Origin of the sequence: Amycolatopsis lexingtonensis, from assembly GCF_014873755.1 — a bacterium.
Classification (GTDB): Bacteria; Actinomycetota; Actinomycetes; order Mycobacteriales; family Pseudonocardiaceae; genus Amycolatopsis; species Amycolatopsis lexingtonensis.
Genome location: NZ_JADBEG010000001.1, coordinates 9133319 through 9150192 on the forward strand (window position 1 = coordinate 9133319; position 16874 = coordinate 9150192).

General features: G+C 71.1%; 14 protein-coding genes. 4 read left to right on the forward strand and 10 right to left on the reverse strand.

All coding sequences use genetic code 11. The annotated features are described in order from the left end of the window. Window position 1: 1 nt before the first annotated feature. Complete coding sequence (locus H4696_RS42755; protein ID WP_249027242.1) at window positions 2-367, reverse strand: GNAT family N-acetyltransferase; 366 nt, start codon at window positions 365-367, stop codon at window positions 2-4. A 143-nt stretch (window positions 368-510) separates the two neighbouring features. Between H4696_RS42755 and H4696_RS42760 the strand changes: the two genes are divergently transcribed. Beyond that, window positions 511-672 (forward strand): hypothetical protein, encoded by a 162-nt coding sequence (locus H4696_RS42760; RefSeq protein WP_169735196.1) that lies wholly within the window; start codon window positions 511-513, stop codon window positions 670-672. Window position 673: 1 nt separating this feature from the next. On the opposite strand, the gene H4696_RS42765 is transcribed toward H4696_RS42760, so the two are convergent. The 4 genes from H4696_RS42765 to H4696_RS42780 all read right to left on the reverse strand — a co-directional run bounded on the left by H4696_RS42765 (window position 674) and on the right by H4696_RS42780 (window position 5538). After that, window positions 674-1492, reverse strand: coding sequence for an SGNH/GDSL hydrolase family protein (locus H4696_RS42765; RefSeq protein ID WP_086864889.1), 819 nt, complete (start codon window positions 1490-1492; stop codon window positions 674-676). Window positions 1493-1564: 72 nt separating this feature from the next. Continuing rightward, window positions 1565-3046 (reverse strand): alpha/beta hydrolase, encoded by a 1482-nt coding sequence (locus H4696_RS42770; RefSeq protein WP_225955968.1) that lies wholly within the window; start codon window positions 3044-3046, stop codon window positions 1565-1567. A gap of 101 nt (window positions 3047-3147) precedes the next feature. Then, window positions 3148-4506 carry a DHA2 family efflux MFS transporter permease subunit gene (locus H4696_RS42775; protein ID WP_086864891.1) on the reverse strand — a complete coding sequence of 453 codons (1359 nt, stop codon included), beginning with the start codon at window positions 4504-4506 and terminating at the stop codon, window positions 3148-3150. A gap of 18 nt (window positions 4507-4524) precedes the next feature. Continuing rightward, a complete protein-coding gene (locus H4696_RS42780) occupies window positions 4525-5538 on the reverse strand; it encodes a LacI family DNA-binding transcriptional regulator (RefSeq protein ID WP_086864892.1) in 1014 nt (337 codons plus the stop codon). A 53-nt stretch (window positions 5539-5591) separates the two neighbouring features. On the opposite strand from H4696_RS42780, the gene H4696_RS42785 reads away from it, so the two are divergent. Then, entirely contained in the window at window positions 5592-7073 is a 1482-nt protein-coding gene (locus H4696_RS42785) for an FGGY-family carbohydrate kinase (RefSeq protein ID WP_086864905.1), read from the forward strand. Here the strand turns inward: H4696_RS42785 and H4696_RS42790 are convergent, their stop codons facing one another. The 3 genes from H4696_RS42790 to H4696_RS42800 all read right to left on the reverse strand — a co-directional run bounded on the left by H4696_RS42790 (window position 7074) and on the right by H4696_RS42800 (window position 9087). Continuing rightward, window positions 7074-7409 (reverse strand): hypothetical protein, encoded by a 336-nt coding sequence (locus tag H4696_RS42790; RefSeq protein ID WP_192782836.1) that lies wholly within the window; start codon window positions 7407-7409, stop codon window positions 7074-7076. 222 nt (window positions 7410-7631) lie between these two features. Further along, a complete protein-coding gene (locus tag H4696_RS42795; protein WP_225955969.1) occupies window positions 7632-8522 on the reverse strand; it encodes an NHL repeat-containing protein in 891 nt (296 codons plus the stop codon). Between the two features lie 100 nt (window positions 8523-8622). Further along, entirely contained in the window at window positions 8623-9087 is a 465-nt protein-coding gene (locus H4696_RS42800; protein ID WP_086864894.1) for a GNAT family N-acetyltransferase, read from the reverse strand. 72 nt (window positions 9088-9159) lie between these two features. Between H4696_RS42800 and H4696_RS42805 the strand changes: the two genes are divergently transcribed. Next, window positions 9160-9741, forward strand: coding sequence for a TetR/AcrR family transcriptional regulator (locus tag H4696_RS42805; protein ID WP_086864895.1), 582 nt, complete (start codon window positions 9160-9162; stop codon window positions 9739-9741). On the opposite strand, the gene H4696_RS42810 is transcribed toward H4696_RS42805, so the two are convergent. Next, window positions 9738-10514, reverse strand: a complete 777-nt coding sequence (locus H4696_RS42810) for a hypothetical protein (protein ID WP_249027243.1) — start codon at window positions 10512-10514, stop codon at window positions 9738-9740. The genes H4696_RS42805 and H4696_RS42810 overlap by 4 nt on opposite strands. 153 nt (window positions 10515-10667) lie before the next feature. Between H4696_RS42810 and H4696_RS42815 the strand changes: the two genes are divergently transcribed. Continuing rightward, on the forward strand, window positions 10668-15944 hold the full coding sequence (locus H4696_RS42815) for an NACHT domain-containing protein (RefSeq protein ID WP_086864896.1): 5277 nt from the start codon (window positions 10668-10670) through the stop codon (window positions 15942-15944). Here H4696_RS42815 and H4696_RS42820 read toward each other — a convergent pair. Next, window positions 15870-16835, reverse strand: coding sequence for a GlxA family transcriptional regulator (locus tag H4696_RS42820; protein WP_086864897.1), 966 nt, complete (start codon window positions 16833-16835; stop codon window positions 15870-15872). The genes H4696_RS42815 and H4696_RS42820 overlap by 75 nt on opposite strands. Between the last annotated feature and the right edge of the window lie 39 nt (window positions 16836-16874).

Below are 16874 nucleotides of genomic sequence, written 5' to 3' on the forward strand. Positions count from 1 at the left end.
CCTAGGCGTCCAGCGGGATCTGGTACTGCATGTAGCCCTTGTCGACGGCGACTCGGTCGCAGAGCCGCCGGGCCGTGGTGTTCGACGTCCGCGTGTGCCAGTAGACGCGGACGCAACCGCGCGCCCTGGCCCAATCGGCGACGGCTTCGATCAGGGCCCGGCCGGCGCCGCGCCCGCGGGCCTTCTCGCTGGTGAACAGGTCTTGCAGGTAGCAGACGTCGTCCGAGGTGGTGCTGACGTGGGTGAAGAAGTGGACGATGCCGACGAGCCGCGCGCCGAGGGCGTGCATGCGCTCGCCGGACGCCAACTCGCGCCACGCGCGGTCCACGCGTTCGGCCGGGAGTGTCCTGCCGTAGAAGTAGTCCACCGGACACAACTGGCCAGTAAGGTGACGAACCCGAATCAAATTCATAGAATTGGGGCGCTCGGTCGGCAGCATTCAAGCGGAGGTTCCTGATGGCGCGCTCAGCGCACCGTGGCAGTGGCAGACCCGTCACGGTGGGAGAGCTGATGCTCCGATCGGACGTCCACGGCAGACGCCGTCCCGAGGACCTCGAGGTGCTGGAACTGGCGTACCGGATGCGCCGCCGCACCGGGCCGGCCGCGGACCTCCCCGCGGTGAAGAGCGGTGGCTGGTGGCAGGTGCTGCGGCGCGGTTTCCGCCGGGGCTGAGCTACCGGAACGCGACCGCCACGGCCAGCGCCGCGGCGAGGACGCGGTGCCCGGCCGCGCTCGGGTGGACGTCGCACCCGCCGGCCGCCAGCTTGACCAGCAGCCCCGCGGCGCACGGATCGCCGCCGGTGCGCAGGGAAGCCAGCCGGAACGCGGTGAACCCGTCGGCGACGGCACCGCGGTAGTGCCGGGTCACCTCGGCCAGCGTCGCGTTGATCGCCTTGACCTGGGTGACCTGCGCGGGATCGCGGTAGTCGAGCGAGTAGTACGACACGAGCGCGAGCTCGCCGCGGTACTGCGCGCGCACCGCGCCGAGGATGGTGGCCAGGTTCGCCCCGACCTGCTTGAGCGCGGCCTCGAACGTCGCGCCGGTGCAGTGGTCCGGGGTGGTGTCGCGGCAGCGGAACATGTCGTTGGCGCCGATGGTCAGCGTGACGAGCCGGGTGTCCCGGTGCGTCTTCAGGTACTGCACGGCGTAGTCGATCTGCGCGCCGGGATAGGCGACGTGCAGCGGGTAGGCCAGCCGGTAGGCGTTTTCGCAGCCGTTGCTCGGCGCGCTGACGTCGAGCAGGCTCCCCGTCGTCTCACCCGGGCAAGACGCGTTGGCGAGCTTCAGCCCGCGTACGGCCGCGTACTTCTCCGCGTAGCCGCGGAAGTTGTCTGCGTCGAGGTAATCCGCGCCCGCGTCGGGCCGGTAGCCGAACGCGACCGAATCGCCCAGCGCGAGATAGCCGCCGTGGGACCGGGCTTCCGCCGGTGCCGTGAGCAGCGCGCTCGCGGCCAGGACCGCCGCCGTGACGGCGAAGAATCGACGAAGCATTTCCCGCTCCTTCCGCGCACCAGTGCGTGGCCGGGACCGATTCTGCCGGTTCCGGCCACGCGGCGGAAGGCGTCAGAAGGCTATCGTCGACGGCGGCTTCGGTCCGGCGATGCGTGCTTCGGCCGAGCCCGGCTCGACCGCGGCGCAGTGCGTGCCCTTGGCCGGCAGCTTGCCGCTGATCAGGTAGTCGTCGGTGGCCTTGGTGACGCACTGGCTGTTCTTGAAGTACGCGCCGTGACCCCAGCCGTCGTAGGTGAGCAGCGTGCTGCCGCTCTGCCGGGCCGCGGTCTGCGACCACGCGTACGGCGTCGCCGGGTCGTGCCGGCTGCTGACCATCAGCAGCGGCGGCGCGCCGTGGACCTGCAGCGGGTGCTGCGGGTTGCTCGCCCGTTCCGGCCAGCCGATGCAGCCGGTGACGGCCGTCCAGCCCAGCGAGTTCACCTTGACGTCGGGCGCGAGCGCCGCGGCGGTCCGGCGGTAGGTCTCGAGTTCGGCGAAGTTGTGCACCGGCAGGCGCCAGTCGTCGCAGAACACGCTCTGGAAGACGTTGTTGATCGGGGTGTCCTCGCGCAGCCGCGCCGACGCGGGCGGCTGGGTGCCGTCCGCGAAGGACTTCAGCACCGTCGCGAGCCGATCCCAGCTGGGACCGTAGAAACTGCCCTGGAAGATCGACGCGAGGTCCAGCGGCGTGATCACCTCACCGCTCTGCGGGTCCTTCAGCTCGCCGCGCGCGGCCTTGTCCTGCAGGTCCCGAGTCACCTTCGAGACGTTCCGGCCGTGCAGCGCGCAGCTCGCCGTCCGGTCGCACCAGGCGGCGAACTCGCCGAATTCCGCCTGCACGGACTGGGTTTCGCTGTTCAGGAAGTCCCACGCGGTGTACTGCGAGTGGTCCATGTTGCTGTCGAGCACGAGCGCGCGGACCTTGTCCGGGAACAGTTCCGCGTACTGCTGGCCCATCAGCGTGCCGTATGAAACGCCGTAGTACGTCAGCTTCGGCTCGCCGAGCGCGGCGCGGATGGCGTCCATGTCGCGCGCGACGCTCTTGGTGTCGCCGAACCGCGCCAGCGGCCCGGTGATCCGCCCGCAGCTTTCGCCGAGTTTCCGGTTGTACTGCGCGAGCTGCTCGAACTCGGCCTGGTTCTTCGGCACCTTCGGGTGGTCGGCGATCAGTTCGTCGAGCCCGCACTTGATCTGCGTGCCGGCGCCGACGCCGCGCGGGTCGAACCCGACGGTGTCGAACCGCTTGGTGATCTCGGCCGAAAGCGCCCAGCCCGCCTTGACCTCACCCGTGCCCGAGCCGCCGGGGCCGCCCGGGTCCATCAGGACCGAGCCGATCCTGGCCTGCGGATCGGTGGCTTTGCGCCGCGCGAGCGCGATGGTCGTGGTGCCGCGGTCCGGGTGCCCCCAGTCGATCGGCACGGTGACCGTGCCGCAGTCGACGTCCGGTGCGTCCGCGCACGGTTTCCAGGCCACGGATTCCGTCGCCGAAGCGGGCGCCGCGAACAGGCTCCCCAGTACCGCGGTCGTCGCCGCGGCCGTCAGCAGCCGCTTCATTACCCCCGACATTGCCAGCCCTTCCCCTCACCGACAGTGTTTGCTCGGCTCCAGGAAATCACCGATCCGGGGATCGCGCCAGCTTCCCAGGTGGATCAGGCCTAGACGTCCATTGTGGACACACGCTCGGCGCGCCGGAGCCACGCGGCGGCCAGTACGCCGAGCGCGCACAGCGTTCCCAGTACCCCGAACGCCCAGCCGAAACCGGTCGAAGCGTCCACGGCCAGGCCGCGGGACAGCACGATCACGCACGCCGCGCCGCCAACCGCGCCGCCCACGCGCATGACGATGTTGACCAGCGCGGTGGCGTGCCCGAGTTCGCCGGCGGCGACCGACGCGTAGGCCGCCGTCGACGCGGGCATGATCGACAGGCCCAGCCCGGCGCCGCGGACGAGGAGCAGTGCCTGGACCAGCCACATCGGCGTGTCCGGGCCGAACCACGGCAGCGGCACCGTGCTCGCCAGCACCACGAGCGCACCGGTGAGCGAGACGGTGCCGCCGCCGTAGCGGTCGGTCAGCCGGCCGGCCACGAGCACGAACACCGTGGTGGCCAGCCCCATCGGCGCGAGCAGGACGCCGGCTTCGGCCGGGCCGGCGCCGAGCCGGACCTGGAACCACAGCGGCAGCAGCAGGACCGCGCCGAACATGCCGGCGCCGGCGAGCAGCACGGACGCCAGCGCCGAGCCGAGCACCGGCCGTGCGGCGAGCCGCAGCCGGAGCACCGGGTGCCGCACGCGCAGCGACCACCACGTGAAGACCGCGAGCGCGCCGGCGCCGACGGCCGCGAGCACGCCGTTCAACTCGGTCAGCGCGTAGACCAGCAGCGGCAGGCCGAGGGACACCAAGGCGAGCCCGGGCCAGTCCATCGGCGGCGGTTGCGCCCGTTCGCCGCGCGGCACGTACCGCAGGGCCAGTCCGAACGCGACCAGCCCGATCGGCACGTTCAGCCAGAACAGCACCGGCCACGAGAAGTGCGCGAGCAGGAACCCGCCGACGCTCGGCCCGACCACCGGCGCGAGGCCGACCACCAGCCCGAGCGTGCCCATGGTGCGGCCCAGCCGTTCCGGGCCGACGGCGAGCCCGATCACGGTCTGCCCCGCGGTGACCATGACGCCGGTGGTCATGCCCTGCACCGCCCGGAACGCGATCAGCGTGACCGCGTCCGGCGCGAGGGCGCAGGCCACCGACGTCAGGAGGAACGCGGCGAGCGCCCACAGCCACAGGCGGCCGGCCCCGAGCTTCCGCACGAGCCACGGCGTGAGCGGGAGGGCGGCGGCGAGACCGAGCAGGAAAGCCGTGGCCACCCACTGGATTTCGATGAGGCCGACCCCCAGGTGCAGCCTCATCGATTCCAGCCCGACGGCGACGATCGAGCCGTCCATGTTGCCCAGGAACCCGCCCAGTGCCATCACCCCGGACGCGAGCCACACGGTGCGCGGGATGGGTGGTGCAGCAGTCATGCCGACGACGGTAAAAGCTCAAGGAAGGTCGAAGTCAACCCGGCGGTTCGAGCTGCCCCGGACGATGAGCTGCGCCGTCAGCGTCGTCGTGGTGGCCGGCCGCGGTCCGCCGTCGGCGATGCGGGCGAGGAGCAGGCGGGCCGCCCGTTGTCCCATCGCGTAGGCGGGCTGGGCGACGACCGTCAGCGTCGGCGTGACGAGCGTGGCCCACGGCACTTCGTCGAACGAGACGATCCCGACGTCGCGGCCCGCCCGCAAACCCAGTTCGGCCAGCACCTGCAGCACGCCGACCGTCATCGGGCTGCCGGACACCAGGAGCGCGTCCGGCGGATCGGGTGCCGTCAGCAGCCGGATCGCGGCCTCACGGCCGCCGGCTTCGCGGAATTCGCAGCGGTGCACCAGATCGGCGGGGTATTCCCGGCGGGCCGCGCGGAGCCCGTCGCGGTAGCCGTCGAGGCGCGCGTCCGCGGTGGTGACGCCCGGCGGTCCGGCGACGCACCCGATCCGCCGGTAGCCCTGCGCGGCCAGGTGCCGCACGGCGCCGGCGGCCGATTCGCGGGAGTTGACGAGGACCGCGTCGCAGTCCGAAGCGAGCCGCCGGTCGACCGTCACGATCGGGGTCCGGTGGGTGTGCAGCGGCTCGACGTCGCTGTCGGGCCTGGTCGGCGACAGGATGACGCCCGCGAGCCGTTCCTGCGCCGCGACTTCGACGTACCGGCGTTCCTTGGCGGTGTTTTCGTCGGAGTTGCACAGCATCACCGAGAACCCGGCGGCCTGCGCGGTGTCCTCGGCCCCGCGCGCGATCGCCGTGAAGAACGGGTTTTCGACGTCGGAGATGATCAGCGCCAGCACCGCGGTTTCGCGGCGGCGGAGGCTGCGGGCCAGGCCGTTCGGCGTGTAGCCGAGCTGTTCCACCGCCCGCGCGACGCGTTCGGCCAGCACCGGGTCCACAGTGGACCTGCCGTTGAGCGCTCTCGACACGGTCGCGGTCGAGACCCCGGCCAGCGCCGCCACGTCGGAGATCGTCGCCACCGCGTCCTCATCGTCGTTTGACGGGATATCCGGCTCACCATAGCGTGAAGCCGGTGATCGGACTGCTGCTCGGCGTCGACATCGGCACGGCGGGCTCGAAAGGCGTGCTGCTGGACCCGGACGGCGCGGTGCTCGCGCGGTCCGTCCGCGAGCACGCCGTCTCGACGCCACGCCCCGGCTGGTTCGAGCACGACGCAGAAACCGTGTGGTGGGCGGACTTCACCGCGATCGTCGCGGACCTGCTGCGCGCCGCGGACGGACGGCGGCTGGCCGGGCTCGGGGTCAGCGGCATCGGGCCGTGCCTGCTCCCGGCTTCCGCGGCGGGCGAGCCGTTGCGGCCGGCGATCCTGTACGGCGTCGACACCCGCGCGGGCGAGGAAATCGCGTCGCTGAACGAAGAGCTGGGCGCCGACGCGATCCTGGCCCGCGGCGGTTCGCCGTTGACCAGCCAGGCCGTCGGGCCGAAGGTGCGCTGGCTGGCGCGGCACGAGCCGGACGTCTACGCGCGCACGGAAAAGCTCCTGATGGCGAGCTCGTTCCTGGTGCACCGGCTGACCGGCCGGTACGTCCTGGACCACCACTCGGCCAGTCAGTGCACGCCGCTGTACGACCTCGTCGCCGGCGAGTGGGCGGCGGACTGGGCCGAACGCGTCGCGCCCGGCTTGCCGCTGCCGGAACTGCGGTGGCCGGCGGAGATCGCGGGCGAGGTTACCCCGGCCGCGGCCGCGGCGACCGGGCTGCCCGCGGGGTTGCCGGTGACGGCCGGGACCGTCGACGCGTGGGCGGAGGCGGTCAGCGCCGGCGTCCGCGAGCCGGGTGACGTGATGGTCATGTACGGCAGCACCTTGTTTCTGATCCAGGTGCTCGCCGAACCGCGCCCGCACCCCGGTTTGTGGAGCACGCGCGGGGTCGACCCGGGCAGTTTCACGCTCGCCGCCGGCATGGCAACCTCGGGCGCGATCACGGGTTGGCTGCGGGACCTGGTCGGCGGTTCGTACGCCGAGCTCACGGCGGAGGCCGCGGCGGTGCCGGCGGGCAGCCGCGGTCTCCTGCTGCTGCCGTACTTCGCGGGGGAGCGGACGCCGCTGTTCGACCCGGCCGCACGCGGGGTGCTGGCCGGGCTGACGACCGGGCACGGCCGCGCCGAGATCTACCGCGCGGCCCTCGAGGGCACGGCGTACGGCGTGCGGCACAACCTCGAGGCGATGGGCGGCGCGGCCGGGCGGCTGGTCGCGGTCGGCGGCGGGACCACCGGCGGGCTGTGGACGCGCATCGTCTCCGACGTCACCGGGCTGCCGCAGCAGGTTCCGGCCGAGACGATCGGGGCCGCGCTGGGCGATGCGCTGCTGGCGGCAGAGGCCGTCGGCGCCGAGGTCGACTTCCCGCGCGTCAACCCGATCGCCACGACGGTCACGCCGGATCCGGCGAACAGCGCACGGTACGGGGAGTTCTACCGCCACTACCGCGCGCTGTACGAGGCCACGGCGGAAACGGCGCACTTCCTGGCCGCGCAGCAGCATGCGGCCGGTGCGTAGTCAGGGTGCCGGCCGTCGCACGGCCGCGCCCCGCCACCCGCGTCCGGCGGCCAGCCCCCGGTAGTGCTCCAGTGCCGCCACGGACTCGGTGACCTGCTCGAAGCTGGGCAGGGCGCGCACGTTGGCCACGAGCGTCATGTCCTTGCGGGGGATTTCGATGAAGCACACCTCGATGCCGGACCGCTCGGCCTGGGCGGCCACCTGGTCCCGCCAGGTGGGGAGGTCGTAGTCGTCGCCCAGCCATTCGTGCAGGTAGACGCACCACTTGCCGCGTTGCAGCTCGCCCGCGATGGCTTCGAGGTCGACCAGGTACGGCTCGGTCACCCGTTCGGCCATGACCGTTCCCCGCAACACCAAGGCACTGCTTCCCTCCTGCACTCCGGCGGCGACCCGTACCGGCCGGAAAGCGCTTACCGCGGCGGTCGCCTCCCCGCTTCCACCGTGCAGCGCGCCGTCAATTTACCGGTGGAACTCCGGTCGCGGCAACCGATGGCCCGGATCTTGACATCCCGTGCACGACTCGCGTGCGGATGCACGTGCCGATGCGCGCCGGAACTTTCAGGGAACCCGCAGGAGATTCGGGGAGCCGCCGAAGTACGCGCTGTCCGTGACGTACAGTTCGCCGCCGCGGACGGCGATCGCGGTCGGGTTGGCCAGGCCGTCCGAAGTGGACAGGATGGTACGGATGCCGTCGCGGCCGGCCGTCACGACCCGGTTCTCCTGGTTGATCGCCGCGACCACGGTGGCGCCGCGGAAGGCGAAGTCGTCGACCGGCCCGAGCCCGGTGACCGCCACCCGGCCCGGTGCCCCGGACAGCGGGAACCGGACGAGCGTGCCGCGGTCCAGGTTGGACACCCAGACCGCGCCGTCGTGGACCTTCACGCCGTTGGCGCCGAAGCCGCTCACCGGGGCGAGCAGGTCGCCGGTGGCCCAGTCGGTCACCTGCCCGGTGTGCGGCGAGACGCGCCGGACGACCGAGCCGAACGAGTCGGCGACGAAGAGGTCGCCGCTGGCCGGATCGCGCGCGACGCCGTTCTGGAACCCCGACGGCGGCAGGGAAGCCACCTTGACCGGGGTGCCGCCGGGCCGCACGCGGTAGAGGCCGGTCGCCGCCGTGCCGGTGGAAACGGCGACGTAGAGGTCGCCGCCGGGGGACCGCGCGATACCGCCGAGGAACAGTTTCTTGTGGACGACGGGAACGTCGCCGTCGGCGGGCACGGGGATGCGGGCGATGACGCTCACCCGTCCATCAGGCGTGACGCGGCCGATTTCGCCGGTGTAGGCGAAGGTGAGGTCGGCGGAACCGCCGGGCTCGAGCGCGATGTTTTCCGGCTGCTGCCCGGCGGCGAGGTCGAGGGGAATGATCGTCGGGGCCGCCTGTGCGGGCGCGGCCGGGAGGACGAGGGTGGCGGCCGCGGTCAGCGCGACGCCGATTTTCTTGATGCGCAAGGGAACTCCGTCTCGGTCGGGATCTCCGTACCTTCGACGGTAGGTGCGGTGCGTCCCCGGGCACCAATAGCTGCGCCTGGGCCGCCCATCGGAAAACCGATCACAGGTCGCGCGCGAAACACACCGAGAGCGGCTCGCCGACGTACGGCCCGAAGGCCTCGATCGGTTCGTAGCCTTCGCGCCGGTAGAAGCGGATCGCGTCCGGCTGCCCGGTGCCGGTCTCCAGCAGCAGCCGCGCGATGCCGAGTTCGCGCGCGCGGTCTTCGAGCGCGCGCAGCAGGGCGGTCGCCACGCCGGTGCCGCGGGCCGCCGGCTCGACGTACATGCGCTTGACCTCGCCGGAGCCCGGCCCGAGCAGCCGGAGCCCGCCGCACCCGATGGCCGTGCCGGCGGCGTCGCGCGCGACGAGGAACACGGCGACGGTCTCGGCGGTCGGGACCGCGCCCGGCTCGTGGTCGTCGGTGCCGTAGCGGGCGTCCAGTTCGGTGCGCTGGGCCGCGCGCAGGCGGACGGCGTCGGGGTCGTCCCAGGTCACCGGGTCGATGGCGAACGTGCAGTCGAGCATCAGGTGGTACCCCCTTATCCGTAACGGTTGTTACCGTAGCATCTGTTACGCTTCCCGGGAAGGAGGCGGACTTTGCCGAAGCAGCGCGACGTCCAGGCGCAGCGGGACCTGCTGTCCAACGCGACCTGGCAGGTGCTCGCCGAGCACGGCCTCCCCGGGTTGACCCTGCGCGCGGTCGCCGAGCGCGCCGGCTGCACGACGGGCCTGGTCATGCACGCGTTCCCGACCAAGAAGGCCCTGCTGCTGCACGCGCGAGACCTGCTTTACGAGCGCACGGCCGTCCGCGCGGACGCGGCCGAGGCGGCGAGCGCGGACGCTTTCGGTGCCCTGGAAGCGGTTCTGGGCCAAGCGGTCGACCTCCCGCACGGCCACCACGACGAATCCCGTGTGTGGGTGGGCTTCCTGGCGGCGGCACTGGCCGACGACGACCTGGCCGAGCGCCACCGGGTGGCCAACCACTCGTTCCTGGCCAGGGTGGGGCGGTTGGTGACGGCATGCCGTCCTGAGTGGACGGACGAGCGGCTCGAGCTGACGACGAAGAGCCTGGTGGCGTTGGTGGAAGGCCTGAACGTCCTGGCGGCGGCCGACCCGCGCGGTTATCCGGCGCGGGTGCAGCAGAACGCGCTGGCGGCGGCGCTCGACCCCCTGCGTTAGCTTCCGGGGTGGTTCACGTTCCCGTGCACGCGGCCGATCTGGATGGCGGTGCCGCCGTGCATCCCGGTGATCACGTTCGTCGTCCCTTCGGTCTTCTCGGCGGCGGCCAATTTCTCCTCGTATTCGGTGCCGATGCCGCTCTGCAGCAGCTTTCCGCTGGGATTCGGGACGTAGAGGTAAACCGTGCCGCGGTATTCCTTGACCTCGACGTCGGCCGGCACGACCCGTGATTTCGGCAGCGTCGCGTAACCGCTGGCGAGAACGTCTTCGAAGATCCGTTGTGACAACACGACGGACAGGAACGTCTGATCGGGATCGGACCGGGTGAGCACCTCCCGCACGGGCGCGGAATCGAGCAGCCGGTGGGTGGTGATCACCGCGGCCCCGATGGCGACGGCGGAACTTTCGCCGTCGGCTTCCCGGATCGGCCCGACGTTCAGGCTGGCCCGCATCCGCATCCGCAGGTACCGGCTGGTGGCCCGCAACCGGACATCCCGTTCTGCGAGCACGTTTTCGAGCGCGTCGAAGAATTTCGAGACGACGGCGGGCAGGAACCGCGGCTCGAACCCGACGCCGTAGCCGTCGCCGGTCCCGTGCGGGAACAACGCGGTCTTCCAGACTTCACCGAGCCCGGCCCGTTCGAAAGCCTGCCCGAGCACGTCCGGAATCATCGCGGCGAGCACCCCTTGGTCGGCATCGGAATTGCTCCCGAACCCCTTGGTGTCCACCACCAGCAAAGCCCGATACGGCGGCAACTCCTCGTCGATCGACACGCCGACCTCCCCTGTCCGTCATCACCGAGTGTGGTTCGGCCGAGCGGGTGAGCTTTCCGCTTTTCACACGCTAACCCGATCCACCGGTCCCGCAGAATACGCCGCGGAGGCGGTCCCGCGTGGGAGGATCCCGGCCCGGCAGGAGGAGACCGCGTGGCAGAGGAAGAGACGGCGAACGTGATCTCGGGGGAGGTCTCGGGTACCACCGTGCAGGTCGGCGCGGTGCACGGGGACATGTACGTCGGGGTTTCTCGTGAGGTGCCGCGGGCTTTGGTGGACCCGCCGGCGGGGTGGGAGGAGCTTCCGGAGCTGCCGGCGAAGATCGTTTCGCTGTTGCGGGCACAGATCGAGAACGCGGAGATCATGCCGTACCGGCTGCGGGGTGCCCGGCGTCCGTCGCTGTCGACCGTTTACGTGCGCCAGGACGTGACGACCGGGTCCGAGCTCCAGCCGTCCGACCAGGCGCGACCGCTCCCGGTGCTGGACAGCAAGGGCCGGTTGATCGACGTGCCGGGCCGACCGGCCGCACGAATCACGGTGCGGCCACCGTCGAGGAGCATGAGGGAAGCGCTCGACGGTGCCGAGCACATGCTGGTGACCGGCGGTCCGGGGCAAGGAAAATCCACCCTGTCGCTGCGGCTGGCCGCCGATGTGGCCCGGCAATGGCAGGAATTCGACGACTCCCCGCCGCTTGGTGAGCCCGTCGTTCCGCTGCGCCTGGCCGCGCGTGAGCTGGCGACGAGACTCGAGCTGCCCTTCTTCGAAGCGCTGGCCGAAACCGTCCGAAGTGAGTACGGGGCGATGCTCGACCAGCCGCTGAGCCCGGACGACCTCACCGGGCGGGTCGCGGGATGCAGGTGGTTGCTGCTGGTAGACGGGCTCGACGAGGTCGCCGACACCGCCGTCCGGGACCGGATGGTCGCGGTGCTGGCCAGCAGGGCTTCGGACGTCTCCGCCGCCTATCGCATCGTCCTCACCACCCGGCCGATCGAGGGGGCCACACTGGCCCCTTTCCAGCGCATCGGGGCGGCGCGCTACGAACTTCTGCCGTTCGACGACGAGGCCTTCGCCCTGTTCGCGGAGCACTGGTTCAGCGAGAACGCGGGCGAGGCGAAGCGGTTCGTGCGCCAGGTGCGCGACGCTCACCTCGGCGAACTGGTCCGCGTCCCGTTGCTGGCGACGATCGCGGCGATCATCTTCGGGCAATACGCCGACCGGCCGTTGCCGGACAACCAGTACGAGCTTTACGAGACGTACTTGGGTTTTCTGCGGTCCGGTCACTCCTTACCGCCGGGGCCGTTCGACGAGTGCAGCGGAAGGCTGCTGGAGCACCTCGGCCGAGTCCGGCTCGAAGAAGACACGTCGCTGATCACGGCGGCTTGCCGCTGGGTGAGCGCCCGGCTGCCCGAGCTGGGCGCCGGAACCGACTGGCGGGAGCGGCTCGTCGGTCACCTCGGTGCGGTCGGCCCCTTTCTCCTCCGTGGTGACGATCTCGGCTTCATGCACCACAGCTTCGCCGAGCACCTCGCGGCCACCGCGAAGGCCAGGATGCTGCCGGAGAGCTTCACCCCGGCACACCGTGACTTCGTCGAGCTGCTGCACGCGGCCGAGCCCAAAGAACGCGGCCGCTATGCCCGGCGAGTTCTGCTGCACTACACGCGGCTGTACCCGGCGGAAGCGGATCGCTTGATCCGGTACCTGCACGAGGGCGGGCCGCAACAGCACCTGCTCGCCGCTCGCCTGCTGGCTTGGCACGTTCCCGCGGGCGCGGACGCCGTGAACGCGTTCCTGGCGGCGGCGCGCGCGTGGGCCGCCACGGCCCAGCACCCCGGCGGGGAAATCCTCGCCGAGGTCAGCCGGGCTGCGCACCACCCCGGCCTGGTGGGCTGGCTGCAAAACCTCATGCGCGATGGCGGCGTTCCTTGGCCGTCGCGGGTCGAAGCCGCCGTGGCGCTGGCGACGCGGCTCGCCAACGACGCTCGCGCGGAGGCAGTGGAGACTCTTCGGACGGGCGTGCGGGGAGCGGGCATCGACGTGCAGGCTCGTCTCGACGCTGCCGAAGCGCTCTCCCAGTGTGGCGACGCGGAACACGACGCTGCGGTTCACGGGTTGGACTCCGTTCTGGACAGCCCAGCCGCCACAGCGACACAACACGGTGACGCCGCGGTGGTCCTCGCCGGGTTGGGGCCGGAGCCCCGGGCTCACGCGATCGGGAAACTGACTGCGGTGCTGGAGGATTCCGGCGCGACCGATCAAGACCTGGTCGCTGCCGCGGTCAGCCTGCTGGAGATCGACCTCGAATGCCACGAGCGTTGTGTGACGGTGCTGCGGACTGTGCTGGATCGACGTTCGTGGTCGACCATGGCGATCGAGGACGCCGCACTCGGTCTGGCGTCTTTGGGGCCGGAACACCTCGCGCAGGCTGCCGCCGCGCTCGAACACCGCATCACCGACTCCCGGCTTGACATCGGCGACCGGCTGCGCAGCGCTCAGGTTCTGCTGCAGTTGGGCCCGCAGTACCGGGCCCGGGCCGGTGAGCTGATCTCCGAAGTGGCGACGAGCCCGGCCGGGGGCATCGTCGACCAGGCGTACCTCGGGTCGGCGCTCGCCGACTGCGGACCCGAGTTCCACGAGGTCGCGGTGTCCTTCATCCGGAGGGCGCTGGACAATCCCGGCGCGTCGGCGGGATTCCTGCTCACTGCGGGGAGCCGGCTGATCGATCTGGGATCGGACCACTGGCCGGACGCCGCGCAGGCGCTCACTCGCGCAGCCGCTCATCCGCGAGGAATCGACGGGTTCGCCGTGAGCGCTCTCGGGTTTCTCGCCACGCTGGGGGCGGCCCACAAAACATCGGTCGTGGCGGAGCTCCGCTCGCTGGCAAACCGACCGGAATCGACGGTCGAGACGCGGTTGCTGGCGACTTCCGAACTTGCCACGCTCGGTACGGAGTTCCACGCTGAAGCGATCGCCCAGCTGACTCGCCTCACCGGCGCTTCGCTTCCCCTCAAGCTTCGGCTGAGCATTTGGCGGCTGCTCAAGCGCCTCGCCCCAGACGTCGATCAGGGGGCTTCCGCCCGGGTGATCCGCCGGCAACTCGGGGAGGAAGGCGGCGAGGCGTGGAGTGAGGGGCTCCCGCTCTACCGTTGGGACGTCCTGGAACCGGATGAGGTGGCGGAGCTGCTGGAAGGGGTGATCGGCGACCGCGAACTCAGTGGTCGTCAACGGTCCGACGTCGCGGTCGTCCTGAGGTTGATGCACTACCGCTACCACGGCACGGCCACGCGGGAAATCGTCGAGCTGATTCGGGACGAGGTCGTGGGCGACAGCGAGATCGCCCTCCTGGGGCGCCAAGCCAGTCATGCCGGCGCCGGGATGCGCCGTGTCGTGGCCGACGCTCTGCGGCGCATCGCGCTTTCGCCGGGGCGTCGTCCCGGCAGGATCTGCGGGGCCGCGGAGGCGCTGGCCGCGCTGGACGCGTTGGACGACGACGTGCTTTCCGTGCTGGGCGAGATCGCCGCCGATTTTTCGGCGGATGCGAAATCGCGGTGCGACGCGGTGGTCCTGCTGGCGAAGAACCGCGTCGTCCAAGCTGCGGATGCGGTCCGGTTGATTCTCGAACTTCGCTCGAAACTCGATAACTACGTGTGGATCCGCGGCGTGCGATCCGCGGTCGAGTTCGGTGCGGATGCACTGGACGGTATCCGTGCGGTCATGCGTGACCGGGACACGAACTTCCATCAGCGGCAGCCGTCCGCTGTCCTCTTCGCGGAATTGGTTCGCCCTCCGGCTCCGGAAGCGATCGCCGAATTAAGGTCGCAGGCGGAAGATCCGTTCATCGCGACCGGCTGGCGATCCAGCGCGATGGCCGAACTGACCACTGCGGACCCGCGCAGTGCTGCCGCGTCCGCCGCGGCTCTCCGTGCCACCATGGTGGACGACCGGCAGCCGGTTGACCAACGCAGCTATGCCGCCTACCAGCTCGCGGCCATCGATCAATCGGCAGGAGAGCAATCTCGGCGGACCTTGGTGCGATTGGCCGGAGCGCCGGAGCTGACGCCGAAGGAACGTGGCGAGGCTTTGAGATACCTCACCGGTTTTCGAACGGACGTCCCGATGATCCGATTGCAGCTGGCGTTGGCACACGATCCGGCCGCTTCCGGGCAGGTGCGTGGCGGTCTGCTGCGCAGTCTCAACGGAGGAGAACGTCAATCCGTCGGACGCGCGCTGGTGTCGGATTTCCTCGTCTCGCCGGCGGCGTGGTCGGACTACCTGGACCGGTGGACGGACGGACCGTTGGCCGGGGAAGCCGAACGCGTCCTCCGTGATCGACTGACCGGCCCGGAATCGATGCCGGCCGACCGGATCAGCGCGGCTGTGGCCTTGAGCAAGGTTTCGCCTGCGCTCGAGCCCGAAGCCGCGGGGGCTCTGGAGGAGCTGAGCCGTGGGCGTGTCGCCACCAGACGCGCGCGGCGGGAGCTGGCGTTGCTGGATCCTGCCCGGCGTGGGCGGTTCATCGCCGACGCGCGGGCCGTGCTGGCCGACGCCGGACGGTCCGGACGAGACCGGGCGGAGGCCGGATTCGTCTTGATCGCTCTCACGTCGGAGCTTCCCGGACAGTGCCGGAGGCACCTGGAGGACGTCCTGGCCGATCGGCGGCTGGCCGATCGGCTCCGGCTGCGCATCCTGTTCGACTTGAGGCGCTTGGACGACGTTCGCGTGCTCCGTGACGACCAGCGCGAACCGCTTTCCCTGCGGTTGAACGCGGCGACGAGAATGTCCGCATACAGCAGGGAAGATCGCGTCGCGGCCGTGGAACTCTTCCGTGCCGTCGCCGCCGATCCGGCGTGTCACGCGAGTCTGCGCTGGTCGGCCGCGAAGGACCTTGCCGAGCGAGGAATTCGAGGACACGAACTCGGGACGGTGGTGCTGGCGTCGCTGATGCAGGACGAAGCGCTGCCGGCCGCCGCGCGGCGTAATGCCGCCGCGCAGCTGGGGACGCTCAGACCGGATCTGCGTGGTGACGTGCTCAACGTGCTGCGCCGGCTCCGGGCGGAGGGACGGCCGCTCGTCCGGGTGCAGGTCTGGGAGGCGATCGGCGGATTCGAGGCCGACGAAGGGGCGCGCGGACTGCTCGGCATGGCGAGGGACCACAGCCTCGGCCCGGTGGTCCGGTGCCGCAGCGCTTGGGCGGTCGCTCGATTGCATCGTGATCACCGGGAGGCCGCGGCGATCGTGGCTCGCGAGATCGCGCACGATGAGCAAGCTCCGCGCCACATCCGGGTCTCGGCGGCCCGGCTCCTGGCCCGCACCAGTGAATTGTGCCGCCCCGAGGCGCGTGAACTGCTCGAGCGGTTGCTAAGCGGCTGGGCCGAAGCGACGGCGGTACGCGCTCGGGCTCAACCCCGTGTGCCGCCGCAGCTGCAGCCGTAGATTCGCGGCCGTTCCGAAGCCGCTTGCCTCCGCCACCCGGTCCAGGCGCAACTCGCCTCGCTCGATCAGGCGGCAAGCCAGCGTGACCCGCTCCGTCGTCAGCCACGCCAACGGCGTCGTCCCCAGCTCCGCCCGGAACTTCCGGTGCAAGGTCGCCGGGCTGGTTGCAGCGCGAGCGGCGAGGTCGGTGACAGTCAGGGGCTGGTCCAGGTGAGCGAGGGCCCAAGCCAGCACCGGGGCCAAGGAGGTGTCCGGGACCGACGGGACCGGGCGGGCGATGAACTGCTGCTGGCCGCCGTCGCGGTGGCCAGTGAAGACCAACCGACGGCTGACCGCGTTGACCACCTCAGCGCCGTGGTCGCGGTGGATCAGGTGGAGGCCCAGGTCCAGGGAAGCCGCGCTGCCGGCCGCCGTAAGAACATTGCCTTCGTCGACAAAAAGCACGTCCGGCTCCCAGCGGACCGCCGGGAAGCGGGCGGCCAGCTCCGACGCCCACTGCCAGTGGGTTGTCGCGCGGCGGCCGTCCAGTACGCCTGCCTCGGCCAGGGCGAACGCGCCCGTGCAGAAGCTCACCAGGCGGGCGCCTCGCGCGGCCGCGCGGCGGATGGCCGCGATGATCGAGGGGTCGGTCGGGACGCGGATGTTCGGGCGGGCCGGGGCGATCAGGGTGTCCGCCGTCTCCGCCGCTTCCAAGCCGGCGACCCCGGACAACGTGAACATGCCCCGGTTCATCCGCACGTCCGGCGTCGCCGAGCAGAGGGTGAAGTCGTACCACGGGCGGTCCAGCTCCGGGCGGCGCACGCCGAACAGCTCCGTCGCCACGCCCATCTCGAACGGGTTCGACTCCTCCGTCACGATGGCCACGACGCGGTGCGAGAATTCTTGCGGCATGTGCGATTCCTAGCACTCGCGGGCGGGAAACGCCAGGTC